The 14,667-nt window shown below is 57.1% G+C and carries 15 protein-coding genes and 1 pseudogene; 5 read left to right on the top strand and 11 right to left on the bottom strand.

Annotation, left to right across the window (positions count from 1 at the left end):
• The first annotated feature begins 5 nt into the window (after window positions 1–5).
• The gene (locus GYN01_RS05610; RefSeq protein ID WP_203306709.1) at window positions 6–239 is read left to right on the top strand and encodes a hypothetical protein; all 234 of its coding nucleotides are present in this window, start codon (window positions 6–8) and stop codon (window positions 237–239) included.
• A 5-nt stretch (window positions 240–244) separates the two neighbouring features.
• Here the strand turns inward: GYN01_RS05610 and cyoE are convergent, their stop codons facing one another.
• The 7 genes from cyoE to hmpA all read right to left on the bottom strand — a co-directional run bounded on the left by cyoE (window position 245) and on the right by hmpA (window position 7,770).
• A complete protein-coding gene (gene cyoE / locus GYN01_RS05615; protein WP_047273811.1) occupies window positions 245–1,132 on the bottom strand; it encodes a heme o synthase in 888 nt (295 codons plus the stop codon).
• 10 nt (window positions 1,133–1,142) lie between these two features.
• Window positions 1,143–1,469 carry a cytochrome o ubiquinol oxidase subunit IV gene (cyoD, locus tag GYN01_RS05620; RefSeq protein WP_048362582.1) on the bottom strand — a complete coding sequence of 109 codons (327 nt, stop codon included), beginning with the start codon at window positions 1,467–1,469 and terminating at the stop codon, window positions 1,143–1,145.
• Window positions 1,470–2,096, bottom strand: coding sequence for a cytochrome o ubiquinol oxidase subunit III (locus tag GYN01_RS05625; protein WP_048362581.1), 627 nt, complete (start codon window positions 2,094–2,096; stop codon window positions 1,470–1,472). It lies immediately after the preceding gene.
• Window positions 2,097–2,099: 3 nt separating this feature from the next.
• Window positions 2,100–4,124 (bottom strand): cytochrome o ubiquinol oxidase subunit I, encoded by a 2,025-nt coding sequence (gene cyoB / locus GYN01_RS05630; RefSeq protein ID WP_048401266.1) that lies wholly within the window; start codon window positions 4,122–4,124, stop codon window positions 2,100–2,102.
• Window positions 4,125–4,127: 3 nt separating this feature from the next.
• Complete coding sequence (gene cyoA / locus GYN01_RS05635) at window positions 4,128–5,066, bottom strand: ubiquinol oxidase subunit II (protein ID WP_048362579.1); 939 nt, start codon at window positions 5,064–5,066, stop codon at window positions 4,128–4,130.
• 802 nt (window positions 5,067–5,868) lie between these two features.
• Entirely contained in the window at window positions 5,869–6,378 is a 510-nt protein-coding gene (locus tag GYN01_RS05640) for a disulfide bond formation protein B (protein WP_059765055.1), read from the bottom strand.
• A gap of 210 nt (window positions 6,379–6,588) precedes the next feature.
• Window positions 6,589–7,770, bottom strand: coding sequence for an NO-inducible flavohemoprotein (hmpA, locus tag GYN01_RS05645; RefSeq protein WP_048362577.1), 1,182 nt, complete (start codon window positions 7,768–7,770; stop codon window positions 6,589–6,591).
• Between the two features lie 162 nt (window positions 7,771–7,932).
• Between hmpA and norR the strand changes: the two genes are divergently transcribed.
• The 4 genes from norR (at window position 7,933) to GYN01_RS05665 (ending at window position 12,130) form a co-directional block, all read left to right on the top strand.
• The gene (gene norR, locus GYN01_RS05650; protein ID WP_048401270.1) at window positions 7,933–9,480 is read left to right on the top strand and encodes a nitric oxide reductase transcriptional regulator NorR; all 1,548 of its coding nucleotides are present in this window, start codon (window positions 7,933–7,935) and stop codon (window positions 9,478–9,480) included.
• A gap of 275 nt (window positions 9,481–9,755) precedes the next feature.
• Window positions 9,756–10,661, top strand: coding sequence for a nitrilase-related carbon-nitrogen hydrolase (locus GYN01_RS22245; RefSeq protein ID WP_238936079.1), 906 nt, complete (start codon window positions 9,756–9,758; stop codon window positions 10,659–10,661).
• 87 nt (window positions 10,662–10,748) lie between these two features.
• Complete coding sequence (locus GYN01_RS05660) at window positions 10,749–11,651, top strand: chemotaxis protein CheV (RefSeq protein ID WP_048362575.1); 903 nt, start codon at window positions 10,749–10,751, stop codon at window positions 11,649–11,651.
• Between the two features lie 2 nt (window positions 11,652–11,653).
• Window positions 11,654–12,130, top strand: a complete 477-nt coding sequence (locus tag GYN01_RS05665; RefSeq protein WP_048401278.1) for a GNAT family N-acetyltransferase — start codon at window positions 11,654–11,656, stop codon at window positions 12,128–12,130.
• 4 nt (window positions 12,131–12,134) lie between these two features.
• Here the strand turns inward: GYN01_RS05665 and GYN01_RS05670 are convergent, their stop codons facing one another.
• The 4 genes and pseudogenes from GYN01_RS05670 to GYN01_RS05680 form a co-directional block, all read right to left on the bottom strand.
• The gene (locus GYN01_RS05670; RefSeq protein WP_420850382.1) at window positions 12,135–13,178 is read right to left on the bottom strand and encodes a methyl-accepting chemotaxis protein; all 1,044 of its coding nucleotides are present in this window, start codon (window positions 13,176–13,178) and stop codon (window positions 12,135–12,137) included.
• Window positions 13,179–13,439: 261 nt separating this feature from the next.
• Window positions 13,440–13,721: pseudogene (locus GYN01_RS22645) on the bottom strand (PAS domain-containing protein); the annotation flags it as partial.
• 153 nt (window positions 13,722–13,874) lie between these two features.
• On the bottom strand, window positions 13,875–14,120 hold the full coding sequence (locus GYN01_RS05675) for a hypothetical protein (protein WP_048362572.1): 246 nt from the start codon (window positions 14,118–14,120) through the stop codon (window positions 13,875–13,877).
• Window positions 14,121–14,193: 73 nt separating this feature from the next.
• Window positions 14,194–14,529, bottom strand: a complete 336-nt coding sequence (locus GYN01_RS05680) for a hypothetical protein (protein WP_048362571.1) — start codon at window positions 14,527–14,529, stop codon at window positions 14,194–14,196.
• Window positions 14,530–14,667 lie beyond the last annotated feature (138 nt).

Genomic DNA, 14,667 nt, shown 5'->3' on the forward strand with positions numbered 1-14,667 from the left:
GCTGCATGGCCAGCACAAAAGGGGACCCTCAAGCGCCACGGCATTGCGCGGGTGAAGGCGGCATAGGCTATGGGTACTTCGAGGACATGGCCCCCGAAGCGCTGAAAGTGCACACCGACCGGATCAACGCCAGTGAAGGCATGCAGGCCCCTCAGCAAGCCTGCCTGCAAGACCGTCGCCCACCTCGACTAAAAAAAATCCCCGCGCTTCTTTCGAAGGGCGGGGATCTTTTGTCCTGAGGCTCTTAGTGCGCGTAAGTCAGTAACAACTCAGTCGGCACTTTGAAGTCCAGAGACATCATGACGCTCAGCGCGGTGATGGTGAAGATCGAGAACACGAACAGCTTGCGTGCCCAAACCTTGTCGTCGACCGCTTTGTAACCGGTCCACGCCATGTACAGCCAGTACATGCCCATCGCAGCCGCCACGGCCATGTAGCTCATACCGGCGTAACCGCCGAGGGTGAGCATCAGGGTCGCGATCAGGAACGCGAGGATGTAGAGCAGGATGTGCTTCTTGGCCACTTTGATCCCGCGCTTAACAGGCAACACCGGAATCGATGCGGCCAGGTAGTCGTTGAAGCGGAAGATCGCGATGGCGTAGGAATGCGGCATCTGCCACAGGCTGAACATCACCAGCAAAGTCAGTGCGGCCAGATCGAAGCTGTTGCTCACAGCCACGTAGCCGATCACAGGCGGCATTGCACCCGACAGACTGCCAATCAGCGTGCCGTGAACCGACTTGCGCTTGAAGTACAGGCTGTACAGACCGACGTAGATCACGAAGCCGATCGCGGCAAACAATGCTGCCAGCGGGTTGGCCACGCGATACAGCAGCACTAAGCCTGCAACCCCCAGCAAGGTGGCGTAAACCAACGCCACCTTGAGGGAGATAAGGCCTTGCACCAGCACGCGGTTCTTGGTGCGGTCCATCTTGATGTCTATGTCGCGGTCGATGCAGTTGTTGAACACACAACCCGACGCAACCACCAAGGAGGTGCCGATCACCGCAGCCAGGAACAGGGCAAGATCAAAATGCCCCTTCGAGGCCAGGAAGAACCCGCCTGCCACAGAAAGCACGTTACCGAAAATGATCCCCGGTTTGGTGATTTGGATAAAGTGCTTAAAGGACATCGGGCTTACCTCACTTCGCCATCATTTCAGTGTGGATGCTGAACATGATCCACAGGGACAAGCCCACCAGCAGCACAATAACCAGGGCTGCGAACACCAGCGCTGTGACGTTATTGCGTTGTGCAGGCGAACGGTCCAGGTGCAGGAAATACACCAGGTGAACAATCACTTGAACCACAGCGAACAACAGCACGATCGCCAGGGTGGTCATTTTAGGCAGCGATGGGTACATCACCAGCCCGAACGGAATGACGGTCAGGATGACCGACAGGATGAAGCCGATTACGTAGGACTTCACGCTGCCGTGGTTCGCGCCGTCAGAATGTGCGTTAGCCATTTACAGAGTCCCCATCAGGTAAACAACGGTGAATACGCAGATCCACACCACGTCCAGGAAGTGCCAGAACAAGCTCAGGCAGCTCAGACGGGTTTTGTTGGTCGCTGTCAGGCCATTTTTCTGGACCTGATACATCATGATCGCCATCCAGATCAGACCGCTGGTCACGTGCAGACCGTGGGTACCAACCAGGGTGAAGAACCCGGACAGGAAGCCCGAACGGCTAGGGCCGTAGCCTTCAGAAATCAACATGTGGAACTCGTTGATTTCCATGCCGATGAAGCCGGCACCGCACAGGAAGGTCATGGCCAGCCAGAACAGCACCTGGCTTTTCTTGCCCTTGAACAACGCCAGCATGGCGAAGCCGTAGGTGATCGAGCTGACCAACAGCAGTGCGGTTTCACCCAGCACGTACGGCAGTTCGAAGATGTCGTGGCCCGACGGGCCACCCGCTACGTTGTTAACCAGTACCGCGTACACCGCGAAGATCGACGCAAACAAGATGCAGTCGGTCATCAGGTAGAGCCAGAAACCAAATATGGTTATCTCGCCCGAGTCGTGGTGATGGTCATCATGCCCATGGTCTTGACCATGGGCGTGTCCAGCATGGGTCGCTAAGTTCGACATGGTTTATGCCTGTTCCAACTTGGTTTCAACACGGGTAGCCGGGATCTTGCCAGCCGCTACCAGACGCTTGTGCTGCTCGGCTTCGATGCGCTCGATGGTTTCCACCGGCACCATGTAGCCTTGGTCATCACGGGCAGCGTGGATCGCGAAGTACGCGACAGTGCCAACCAGGCTGACGATCGCCAACCACCAGATGTGCCAGATCATTGCAAAACCGAACACGGTCAGCAGTGCGCCCATCACCACACCGGTAGCGGTGTTGTTTGGCATGTGGATCGGTTCGTACTTGGCCGGAGCCTGGTACGCAGTACCGTTTTCCTTGGCTTCAGTGAACGGGTCGATACCGTCGGCTTTTGGCAGCACAGCAAAGTTGTAGAACGGAGGTGGCGACGAAGTCGACCATTCCAGGGTGTGACCATTCCATGGATCGCCGAATTCACAGGCGTTCTCTGGCTTGTTGCGGTCACGTACGCTGACGTACAGCTGGATCAACTGGCAGGCAATACCGACAGCAATCAAGGCAGCACCGAATGCAGCCACGTACAGGTAAGGCACCCACTCAGGGTTGGTGCTGGCGTTCAGACGACGGGTCATGCCCATGAAGCCCAGTGCATAGAGCGGCATGAACGCAACGAAGAAGCCAACGATCCAGAACCAGAAGGCAGCCAGGCCCCACTTCTCGTTCAGCTTGAAGCCGAACGCTTTAGGGAAGAAGAAGCTGAAGCCAGCGATGTAGCCGAATACGGCGCCGCCGATGATCACGTTGTGGAAGTGAGCAATTACAAACAGGCTGTTGTGCAGTACGAAGTCAGCACCCGGAATGGCCAGCAATACGCCAGTCATGCCGCCGATGGCGAAGGTCACCATAAAGCCCAGTGTCCACATCACCTGGCTGGTGAATTGCAGACGACCGCGGTAGATGGTGAATAGCCAGTTAAACAGCTTCACACCCGTGGGGATCGAAATCAGCATCGTCGCCAGACCGAAGAAGGCGTTGACGCTGGCACCCGAACCCATGGTGAAGAAGTGGTGCAGCCAAACCATGAAGCCCAGGATCGAGATCGCGCCACTGGCGTAGACCATCGAGTGGTGACCGAACAGACGCTTGCCAGTGAAGGTCGAGATGACTTCAGAGAAGACCCCGAACGCCGGCAGAATGAGGATGTACACCTCAGGGTGACCCCACGCCCAGAACAGGTTGACGTACATCATTGGATTGCCACCAAGTTCATTGGTGAAAATGTGGAAATCCATGTAACGGTCAAGTGTCAGCAGCGCCAAGGTAGCGGTCAGGATCGGGAACGAGGCCACGATCAGAACGTTTGCCCAGGTGCAGGTCCAGGTGAAAATCGGCATGTCCATGATTTTCATGCCTGGGGTACGCATTTTCAGCACGGTGGCCAGGAAGTTAACCCCGGTTAACGTCGTACCTAACCCCGATAACTGTAGCGCCCAGATGTAGTAATCCACACCCACGCCCGGACTGTAAGCCAGACCCGACAGCGGCGGATACGCAACCCAACCGGTCTTGGCAAACTCGCCGACGCCCAGCGACAGGTTGACCAGTACCACGCCCGACACCAGGAGCCAGAAGCTCAAGGAGTTCAGGAACGGATAGGCAACGTCACGTGCGCCGATTTGCAGCGGCACTGCAAGGTTCATCAGGCCGGTGAAGAATGGCATCGCCATGAAGATGATCATGATCACACCGTGGGCGGTGAAGATCTGGTCATAGTGTTCAGGCGGCAGGTAGCCCGGCGAACCTTCGGTAGCCATCGCCAACTGGGTACGCATCATGACGGCGTCGGCAAAGCCGCGCAGCAACATGACCATGGCGACGATGATGTACATCACGCCAATCTTCTTGTGGTCGACTGACGTTAGCCATTCGGTCCACAGGTAGGTCCACTTTTTGTAGTACGTGAGTGCTGCAACCAACGCCAGACCACCGAGCAGAATCATAGCGACGGTGACCATCACTATCGGCTCGTGGAACGGTATGGCGTCCAGACTTAATTTACCAAACATCGTTTACTCCTCTGCCCCGGCAGCTGAATGCGAACTGGTGTCCAAACCTTCGGTCCCGGCCACTTCTTTCTTCTCGTGGTTTACCGGCTTGCCTGGTTTCATGCCTTCATACTTGTCGATGATGGTCTGGAACAGGTTCGGTGCGTACGAGGAGTAGAGCTCAACGGGATTGTTCTGACTCGGCTTGGTCAAGGCTGCGTATTCAGCTGTATCAAGCTGTTTAGGTGACGCTTTGACTTCACTTACCCACGCATCGAAATCTGCTTGGGAAGTCGCGATTGCTTTGAATTTCATGCCGGTGAAGCCCGCACCGCTGTAGTTGGCAGAGATGCCATCCAGCTCGGCGTTCTTGTTGGCAATCAAATGCAGCTTGGTCGTCATACCGGCCATGGCGTAGATCTGGCCGCCCAGGCCCGGGATGAAGAACGAGTTCATGACCGTGTCAGAGGTGATACGGAAATTAACCGGTGTGTTGGCCGGGAACACGATCTTGTTGACGGTCGCAATACCCTGGTCCGGGTAGATAAACAGCCACTTCCAATCCATTGCCACCACTTCGATGGTGACTGGCTTGACGTCAGACTGAATCGGACGGTAAGGGTCCAGTGCGTGGGTCGACTTATAGGTGATCACGCCCAGGGCGATGATGATCAAAATCGGCACGGTCCAGATCACAACTTCGATCTTGGTGGAGTGCGACCATTTCGGTGCGTAAGTGGCGTTTTTGTTCGACGCGCGATACTTCCACGCGAAAATGATGGTCATCAGGATGACCGGAACCACGACCAAGAGCATCAGCAATGTTGCAGTGATGATCAGATTCTTCTCATCGATGCCGACCTGCCCCACCGGATCGAGCAACGTCATATTGCAGCCTCCCAGCAACAACATGCCGAAAAGTGGCAATAAGCCAAAGAGTCTGGGGTACCTTTTTTTAGTCATCTCACGACCTCTAAAACAGCTTGCATAATGCAGTTGGTTTTATGCGCCAACACTTCACCCTGCCAAGGGTTGGCATTTTTCCGATTGAATAAGGGCCTGCTTCATCGCTGTAAGGCGAGTGGGCAAATCCTGGGTTAGCAGTGATTTCTTATTCGATACGTGGTCAAAGGCCTTGTCACAGACCAATTCCATTTGGTGCGGAACTTAGAAGGGTTGCCAGTACCTTGGGAGTCGCATGGGTAGCCTGTCACTCACTGCCCAGACGACCTTCAACTTCCCGCTTGGGCTCAGGGATGAGCAGGCTGGACGTTCAGTGCGGGCGATTGTAGTTAGGTAGCTCTCTATAAACCATGTCTCATCCAGAAATAATTATTCTCGGCTCCGGTAACAATCCCACACTATTATTACGCCCCGCGTTTATACCCGCCCCCCGACGCACCTGTAGCACCCCCTTGCCGCCCCTTAAAAATCGCCCCTTTTTAGCGCACCTGCGCGCGCGTCCCAGTGCCTCAAAACGCCCAAAGAAAAAGGGTTCCAGGGGTTTTTCATCGGGCCAGGCCCCTGCGATTTCAACCCCGGCATCAGCGTCAAAACGCCTCACTCCCCCTAAAACAGATGAGACGTTTCAGCCGTGTATTGTGAAATAAAAACATGCCTTGTGACAATTTATCCGTGACAATATGTCGCAGTTTCGCAACCCCCTTCACTGCGCCGCATCACATTCCCTTCACATTTTTCATAGACGAAAAAAAGCCCCGCACTTCGGGAGAAGGACGAGGCGGCTATACCCTGATTTAGTGATTCAGGCGGATTTGTTCCGGTTGCGGTAAATCCCCAGCGGAACCAGTACGGCGGTCAGCACAAACGCCACCAGCGCCCATTGTGCCAACGACAGGCCGAGCACCGGCGGGTACGGCGTTGAGCAGAAGCCATCAACCTGAAAGCCCAGCGGGAAGATCGCCGCCAGCGGCAGGCCATCCACAATCGGTTGCAAGGCATCCAGACCGCAGCTCACCGCCGGATTGGCCAAAATATACACATGGCGCCCCGCCGCAACGATGCCACCGATGGCACTCAGCACCACCAACCCTTCAAACACCGTTATGCTGCGTGTGGTGCGCATGGCGGCGCCAACAAAAGCAAAGAGCGCGATCAGCAGCAGTGCATAACGTTGCAGGATGCACAGCGGGCAAGGCGCCTCACCTAGCACGATCTGCATATACAGCGCCCCGCCAATGAGCGCCAGGCAGATCAGCCCCAGCAAGACCAGAAAGCGCTTCTCGCGCCCCAGTCGCATCATGTCATCCGTCATACCGCTTCCCTTTGCCTGATTTTCGAATGGCCATACAGCCGAATAAAGCGCGCAGTTTACACCCAGACCCTAAGTGTGGATGCACGGCAACTGTAGGAGGGGATTTAACTGCGAGTCAGATTAAAGCGCGATTAACAAAAAGCCCGCAGCCATCGTCGAATGCGACCGCTGCGGGCTTACGCGCCAATCAGATGCACTCACCCAAAGGGCTTACTCCAGCGCAGCCGCCGGGCCGAAGAACTCGTAACGGCTCTGTTTTTCCGGCACACCCAAGGCTTTGAGCTGACGCTTGATCGCGCCCATGAAGCCTTTAGGCCCCAGGAAATAGGCGTCTACATCACGATCCTCGGGCAGCCACTTTTCCAGTACCTCAGCGCTGAGCATGCCCACATGGTCTACCGCAGGGCCTTGCCCGTCGTGTTCGGCGTAGCAGTAAAAACGTTGCAATTGCGGGAACTGCTCGGCCAGTTCATCCACCCAACCCCGAAACGCATGCACCTGGGCATTGCGCGCGCAGTGAATAAAGTGGATCGCACGCTGGGTCGCCAGTGCCGCTTCCAGCATGGGCAAGGTCGGGGTGATACCGACACCGCCACTGATCAACACCAGCGGTTTGTCGCTGGCCGTCAGGGTGAACTCACCTGCGGGCGGGAACAACTCAACAATGTCACCCACTTGCAGGCGGTCGTGCAGGAAGTTCGACACCACCCCACCCGCCTCGCGTTTGACGCTGATACGGTAGCGGCCGACCTGCGCCAGCGCCGACAGCGAATAGTTGCGACGCGCTTCGACCCCGTCGATGTCCAATTTGATGCCGATGTACTGCCCGGCCTCAAACTCAAGGATCGGTTGCTTGTCCACCGGGCGGAAATAAAACGATGTGATTTCCGCGCTCTCCTGAATGCGGGCGGCGAGCTTGAACTCACGACCGCCACGCCAGCCGCCCGGCGCTGCAGCTTTCTGGTCGTAGATCGCCGCTTCGGCGCCTATCAAGATATCGGCCAATTGACCGTACGCAGCCCCCCAGGCCGCCAACACCTCGGGCGTTGCAATATCACTGCCCAGCACTTCTTCGATAGCACGCAGCAAGCAGGTGCCGACAATCGGGTAATGCTCCGGCAGGATTTGCAGGGCCACGTGCTTGTTAATGATCTTGGCCACCAGATCGCCCAACTGGTCGAGTTGGTCGATGTGGCGTGCATACATCAGCACGCCATTGGCCAACGCACGTGGCTGATCACCGCTGGCCTGGTTCGCCTGATTGAACAGCGGGCGTACCTCGGGGTATTCAGACAGCATCAAACGGTAAAAATGGGTAATCAGCGCTTCACCGCCGCTTTCCAGCAGCGGCACAGTGGATTTGACGATGGCACGATCCTGAGCAGTAAGCATAAAGTTGACTCCTGAGCACGTAGGCATTAACTAAAATTCAATTACCTTTTAGCTATCAGTAATCGTGCCAACTTTAAAACCCTTTAAAAACAGATACTTGAAAACTAAATAGTCATTTTGACTCAGCTTGATTTATAGTCACTTCGACTACACGAGGTCAAAATGACTGCAAAATTACTGCTAACCACCCTGCTACCCCTGGTAGCCGACCTGTCACGCGAGCTGCCTGAAAGTGAGCGTTACCGGCGCCTGCTCGAAGCCATGCGCGCCCTGCTCCCTTGCGACGCAGCGGCACTGCTGCGGCTGGACGGCGATTGGCTGGTGCCATTGGCCGTGGACGGACTGAGCCTGGACACCTTGGGGCGTCGCTTCAAAGTCAGTGAACACCCACGCTTTGACGTGCTGCTCAGCAGCCCCGGCCCCACACGATTCCCCAGCAATTGCGACTTGCCCGATCCGTATGACGGGCTGGTTGACGGCTTGGCCGAACACTTGGAAATCCACGACTGCATGGGTTGCCCGCTGTTTATAGATGAGAAGCCCTGGGGATTGCTGACGCTGGACGCGCTCGACCCCAAACGTTTCGAGCCCATTGAGCTGGACGCCCTGCAAGCCTTCGCCAGCCTCGCAGCGGCCACCGTCAACGTTGCCCAACGCATTGAGCGACTCGCCTTGCGGGTTGAGGACGAACAACTCAAAGCCGAGCTGTATCGTCAGGCGCACGGTACGCCCAACAAAGAACTGATCGGCCAGAGCAAAGCCCATAAACGCTTGCTCGATGAAATCGCGCTCGTAGGCAGCAGTGACCTGACCGTGTTGATCACCGGTGAAACCGGCGTCGGCAAAGAGTTGGTCGCGCAAGCGATTCACGCCGCCTCACCACGCGCAGACAAACCCATGGTCAGCCTCAACTGCGCGGCGTTGCCCGACACGCTGGTCGAAAGCGAACTGTTCGGCCATGTACGCGGCGCCTTTACCGGCGCGATGAATGACCGGCGCGGCAAATTCGAACTGGCCAATGGCGGCACATTGTTCCTTGATGAAGTCGGCGAATTGTCACTCACCGTGCAAGCCAAACTGCTGCGCGTGCTACAGAGCGGCCAATTGCAACGCTTGGGTTCGGATCAGGAACACCGCGTCGACGTGCGCCTAATCGCCGCCACCAACCGTGACCTGGCCGAAGAAGTGCGCAGTGGCCGCTACCGCGCCGACTTTTATCATCGCCTGAGCGTGTACCCGCTCAAAGTGCCCGCCTTGCGTGAACGCGGGCGCGACGTGTTGCTGCTCAGCGGCTTCTTCCTTGAACAAAACCGCTCGCGCATGGGCTTGGGCAGCCTACGCCTGAGTCCCGACGCCCAAGCCGCACTCGTGCGGTACGACTGGCCAGGTAACGTGCGCGAACTGGAACACCTGATCGGGCGCAGCGCCTTAAAAGCCTTGGGCAATTGCAGCACACGGCCGCGTATTTTGACCCTGACCGCGCAAGACCTGGACTTGCCCTCCCGCGAGGTTATTGAGACGGCCACGGCACCACCCCCCCCATCCCCTGCGGCCGCCGGTGATTTGCGCCAGGCGACCGAAGCCTACCAACGCCAGCTCATCAGCGCCTGCCTTGAACGCCACACACACAACTGGGCCAGCGCGGCACGAGAACTGGGGCTGGATCGGGCCAACCTCGGCCGTATGGCCAAACGGTTGGGGTTGAAATAAGCCTCAAGCACTGACCTATCGCTGACGAACATCGCGAGGCAGCATGACGCACTGATTGGTTTTACGACAACGGTATCGTAGTGCCCCTCCCCCCGGGCGCTGCCTCGCACCACTCGCCTGTTGCTACGCGACTTCTCTTTGCTTTGTAGGTAAATAGATCGGTCTTGCCAAACATCAGCCAACGAACTACCCACCAAAAGGAATCAGCCGATAGACGCTTAGCCTGAAAAATCTTCTTACTCATTACCCGATAAAAATAAGAAGAGGTTTCAGCCATGAGTAACACTGTCGCTGTCAGTCCCGTGCGCGTTGCTGTGGTTCAGTTCGATCCGCAAGTCGGTATTCATCACCAGCCAAAAAATCTGGAAAACAGCCTGCATCTAGCCCAAGAGGCTGTCACCAACAGGGCAAATTTGATTGTGCTGCCCGAGCTGGCCAACACCGGCTATTTATTTGCCAGCCGTCAGGATGCTTATCTGCATGCCGAGTCCATTCCTGAAGGTCCCAGCACTCAGGCATGGATCGATTTCGCGGCGCACCATCAGGTCTATCTGGTGGCGGGGCTCGCGGAACGGGACGGCATGCAGTTGTTCGATACCGCCGTGCTACTTGGGCCGGACGGTTTTATCGGCAAATACCGCAAAGCTCACTTATGGCATCGGGAAAAACTCTGGTTCACGCCGGGCAATCTTGGTTTTCCTGTGTTTGAAACGCCTATTGGCCGTATCGGCCTGATGATCTGCTGGGACATATGGTTTCCCGAGGTCCCGCGACTGCTGACCCAGCAAGGCGCAGATATCATTTGCAGCCTGAACAACTGGGTATGGACACCACCGTCGCTGTTCGATGAAGCGGGAAGAGGTTCTACAACCGATTGCGGCCAAAATACCGGTCATCGTCGGCTCACGCACCGGGGCGGGTCCCACGGCCTTCAACACCTATGGGTTCAAAGGCGGCGAAATCGACTTGACCGGCAAAGGCCTGCATATGAGCGGCTTTCTGTGCCCGCGCAAAGCCAGACTCTTACTGTGGCTGCTTATTGGGTGTGGCCAACAGTCGAGATTGAAAAACTTTTTGCGCAATCTCTCCGTAGCCGGGTAACACTGTGGCCTGACATGCAGGCCACAACAGAGAGCGAGTGTTCAAGGTCGCGTTGTGATCTGATTGGCCCTACTGGCTAAAGACCCACTAAATCAGGTCGATAACCCTGTATCGCCCGCTGCTGTTGGCTTTTAGCCCGCGCGCATCTCTTTACACAGAAGGTTTTTATGTCATCCCACAACGCCCGCGCAGACTCTCTTTCGCTTCTGCTATTCACTTTGCGCAGCGGCAAGCTGATGGCGATTAACTTGTTGAAAGTCAGCGAAATCATTCCCTGCCCGCCGCTGACCAAAATGCCTGAGTCGCACCCTCACGTAAAAGGCATTGCCGTGCTGCGCGGGGCGTCGCTGTCGGTCATCGACCTGAGCCGTGCCATCGGCGAGCAACCCCTGGAAGACCCCAACGGCGGTTGCCTGATCGTGACCGATGTCAGTCGCTCTAAACAGGGTTTGCACGTGCAGGCAGTAAGCAAGATCATTCACTGCCTGAGCACGGATATTCGCCCACCACCCTACGGCGCAGGCGGCTCGCGCTCGTTCATCACCGGCGTGACCCGGGTCGATGATGTGCTGGTACAAGTGCTCGATATCGAAAAAGTGATTCACGGCATCGCCCCCTCGAAAATCATCGAGGAGCCGGATGCGGTGACGATGGAAGAAGCCGAGCTGCTGGCCAATGCCCGCATTCTGGTGGTCGATGACAGTCAGGTGGCTTTGCAACAGTCGGTGATTACCCTGCGCAATCTGGGCTTGCAATGCCACACCGCCCGCAGCGCCAAGGAAGCCATCGACCGTCTGCTGGAACTGCAAGGCACCAAAGAGCAAATCAACCTGGTGGTGTCGGACATCGAAATGTCTGAAATGGACGGTTACGCCTTCACCCGCACGCTGCGCGAAACCCCGGATTTCAAGCACCTTTATGTGCTGCTGCACACCTCGCTCAACAGCGCGATGAACAGCGAAAAAGCGCGTCTGTCCGGGGCCAATGCGGTGCTGACCAAGTTCTCGTCGCCTGACCTGACCAAATGTCTGATTGAAGCCGCACGCACGGTTGCCGCGCAGGGTTACTGAGCGTGACGCGTGACGTGTGCTTGCTGCTGCGCAAAGACTTGCGCGGGCCACTCCCTCCCGCGCACTGGCCAGCAGGCATCCGCGTGGTGAACCTCAGTGATTCATGCCTGCCCGACGCACACGCCTTGCTTGTCGAAGGCTATGCGCCCGACCACGGCAGCGTTGAACCTTTGGAGCGGTGGCGAGAGGCGTTGATTCACGATGCCGAATACGATCCGCAACTGTGTTTTTTAGCGATGCAGGACGCCCGCGTGGTGGGCGTCGCCCAAGGCTGGACCAGCGCCTACCTCAAAGACTTGGTCGTGCACCCGCACTATCAAGGTCTAGGCATTGCGAGCGCGTTATTGGCGCATGTGTTCAGCGTGTTCAAGCAGCGGGGCGAAGCCTGCGTCGACCTCAAGGTCATGGCGCACAACCTCAAGGCCTGCTGCCTGTACCGAAAACACGGCATGGCGCTGGTTCAAAGGCTCAGCATTTAAGCGCTTAACGCCGGGTCTGCCAGAACTCCTGCGCCAGCGAGCGCAAGCCAGCGGCCAGATCGGCCACTTCACCCGAGTTGCGGTGGCTGTGTTGTCCGGCATCGACTGTGACTTCGCACGCGCTGCGAATGCCTGCAATGTTGCGATTAATGTCTTCGCTGACCACGCTTTGCTCTTCCACCGCCGAGGCAATTTGCAGGTTCATCTCGTTGATTCTCTTCACTTGCAGGCTGATACTGCTCAACGCACTGCTGGCCAACTGCGCCTGATTGACGCTGGTCTGCGCATATTCGCTGCTGTGCTGCATGACTTCTACCGCCGCGCGCGCTCCCCCCTGCAAGTTATTGATCATCTGCTGGATCTCCTGGGTGGACTGCTGGGTACGTTGCGCCAAACCCCGCACCTCGTCCGCCACCACCGCAAAACCGCGCCCTTGATCACCTGCACGCGCCGCCTCGATTGCTGCATTGAGCGCCAGCAGGTTGGTTTGCTCAGCGATGCTGCGGATCACCTCCAGCACCGATGAAATATCACTGCTGTGGCTCTCAAGGTGATGCACCACCTCGGTGGCACGCGCCAGCTCGCTGGCCAGATACTGCGCAGAGGTGCGGCTTTGCATCACCAGGTCATGGCCTTCGCGGGTTTCATGTTCGACCCGGTCGGCGGCTTGAGAGGCTTGCTGCGCATTGTTGGCCACTTGCGCCACACTGGCCGCCATTTCGTTAATGGCGATCGCCACCTGGTCGGTTTCCAGTTGCTGATGCAGCGTGCTGTCATGGCTGCTTTGCAGGTGTTCAACCAACTCGCCGGCATGCCCGGCCAAACGTTGCGAGGCATCACCGATACGCCCCACCACCGCCCCGACTTGCGCTTCCAGCATGTTCAGCGCGAACGCTATCTGGCCGACGTCATCGCGCCGCCCGGTATAAATCTGCTGACTCAGCGGGTTATCACCCACGTCTTTGGCACGCCGGGCCAAAGCATTCAAAGGCTGGAGCAGCCAGTTAATGGCCGCCGAACTCAGCAGGCTGCCCACCAGCCACACCATCACCGCCGCTTGCAGGTCGATCTGGGGTAACAGCAGCGTGCCCAAGGCCGTCACTGCGCCAAACACCGCACTGACAAACAGCGCCAGCTTGCTCCTCAGCCCGAGGTGTCCCCAGCGCTGCAACACCGATCCGCGCCCGGCACGCATGCGCGCGTAGCAGGCTTCAGCCGCGGCGACCCGCTCGGGGGACGGATGGGTACGCACCGATTGGTACTCCACGATTTCGCCATTGCGTTTGACCGGCGTGACGTAAGCGCTGACCCAATAGTGATCGCCATTTTTACAGCGGTTTTTCACCATGCCCATCCACGAGCGACCTGACTTGAGCGTCTGCCACATGTGACTGAAGGCAGCGGCGGGCATATCAGGATGACGCATCAGGTTATGCGGGCTGCCCAACAGCTCACTCAGCGCGTACCCGCTGACGTTTATAAAGTCGGGGTTGGCGTAAGTGATGCAACTGTTGAGGTCGGTGGTGGAGAGAATGTTTGCGTCGGGTGCAAAATCAACGGATCGGCCGGTAATCGGTAGATTGATTTTCATGACAGGCGCGCTCGAATTATTAGGTGAGAGTCGGCAGGGCTGTCGACTCTAAGCGCACCTATTAACCAAACACTGATCTAGCGCAGGTGTGCCGAAGTTAATCGGGCACACGATGAAAATGGGGGATAAATGACGTTTTTTCGACGCCAATTATCAGCGCTTACCCATGGTTTTGCGCGTGCCGTGCGGCGGCGCGCCAGGGGTTTTGTCGTGACCGCCCTTGCCGGATTTTTGGTACCACGGCTGGTTGTCTTTTTTGCCTTGGGCAAACGCCGCCGGGTTGAACGGAAAGCTGAACGCAGGAACGGCCGGTTTATCAGCAGCGTTCGCAATGGTTTCAAGCTCGACCTGTTCTGCCGCCAGTGTTTCGGGAGCCGTCGGTTGTTTAGGGGAAGTCATGAAAGCTCCGGAGAATGCGGGGGGTAGGAATAAAGCCGCGCAGTATACCTGCCATCCTCGCCCCGCGTTGCACTCAGAGGTAGGAAATAGTCAGCACACCATTGCGTACACCTTGCTCTTCACTGTAAGCCGGGGTGTTGAGCTTCTGATAGGAGGCGACAAACGGTAACTGGCCTGTGCGGCAAGCATTGTTCGCCATGTTCACTGCCAGCACCACGCGGGGGGCCACTTCAATCAGTTTCGTCTGTTCGCCAAAATCCACGGCGCCCGAGCGGCCATGCTCACACGCGGCCTCCATCACCTTGCCGCGAAATTCAATCGTGCCACCCTTGGCGGCGGTTTCAGACACCGCCTCATTGGAAAGCCCAAACAACACACAAGCTGCCAGCCCCAGTGCAAATACTTTCATCAATTACCCCCCGGTTCAGGGACGCGCCAGCGCCCCACTCTTATAACCAGACCATCGGCCAAGACCCTGTTTTCTTTAGGGTTATAAACCGGTTTTTCACTTAACTGTCAGCGATGTCAGTTTGACGTCACGCTACTG

Source organism: Pseudomonas weihenstephanensis (assembly GCF_016812185.1).
Taxonomy (GTDB): Bacteria; Pseudomonadota; Gammaproteobacteria; order Pseudomonadales; family Pseudomonadaceae; genus Aquipseudomonas; species Aquipseudomonas weihenstephanensis.

Coding starts and splice junctions, on each gene's coding strand:
- GYN01_RS05610 (WP_203306709.1), top strand. CDS start 6: ATGGCCAGCACAAAAGGGGACCCTCAAGCGCCACGGCATTGCGCGGGT.
- cyoE (WP_047273811.1), bottom strand. CDS start 1,132: ATGTCCTTTAAGCACTTTATCCAAATCACCAAACCGGGGATCATTTTC.
- cyoD (WP_048362582.1), bottom strand. CDS start 1,469: ATGGCTAACGCACATTCTGACGGCGCGAACCACGGCAGCGTGAAGTCC.
- GYN01_RS05625 (WP_048362581.1), bottom strand. CDS start 2,096: ATGTCGAACTTAGCGACCCATGCTGGACACGCCCATGGTCAAGACCAT.
- cyoB (WP_048401266.1), bottom strand. CDS start 4,124: ATGTTTGGTAAATTAAGTCTGGACGCCATACCGTTCCACGAGCCGATA.
- cyoA (WP_048362579.1), bottom strand. CDS start 5,066: ATGACTAAAAAAAGGTACCCCAGACTCTTTGGCTTATTGCCACTTTTC.
- GYN01_RS05640 (WP_059765055.1), bottom strand. CDS start 6,378: ATGACGGATGACATGATGCGACTGGGGCGCGAGAAGCGCTTTCTGGTC.
- hmpA (WP_048362577.1), bottom strand. CDS start 7,770: ATGCTTACTGCTCAGGATCGTGCCATCGTCAAATCCACTGTGCCGCTG.
- norR (WP_048401270.1), top strand. CDS start 7,933: ATGACTGCAAAATTACTGCTAACCACCCTGCTACCCCTGGTAGCCGAC.
- GYN01_RS22245 (WP_238936079.1), top strand. CDS start 9,756: ATGAGTAACACTGTCGCTGTCAGTCCCGTGCGCGTTGCTGTGGTTCAG.
- GYN01_RS05660 (WP_048362575.1), top strand. CDS start 10,749: ATGTCATCCCACAACGCCCGCGCAGACTCTCTTTCGCTTCTGCTATTC.
- GYN01_RS05670 (WP_420850382.1), bottom strand. CDS start 13,178: ATGGTGTGGCTGGTGGGCAGCCTGCTGAGTTCGGCGGCCATTAACTGG.
- GYN01_RS05675 (WP_048362572.1), bottom strand. CDS start 14,120: ATGACTTCCCCTAAACAACCGACGGCTCCCGAAACACTGGCGGCAGAA.
- GYN01_RS05680 (WP_048362571.1), bottom strand. CDS start 14,529: ATGAAAGTATTTGCACTGGGGCTGGCAGCTTGTGTGTTGTTTGGGCTT.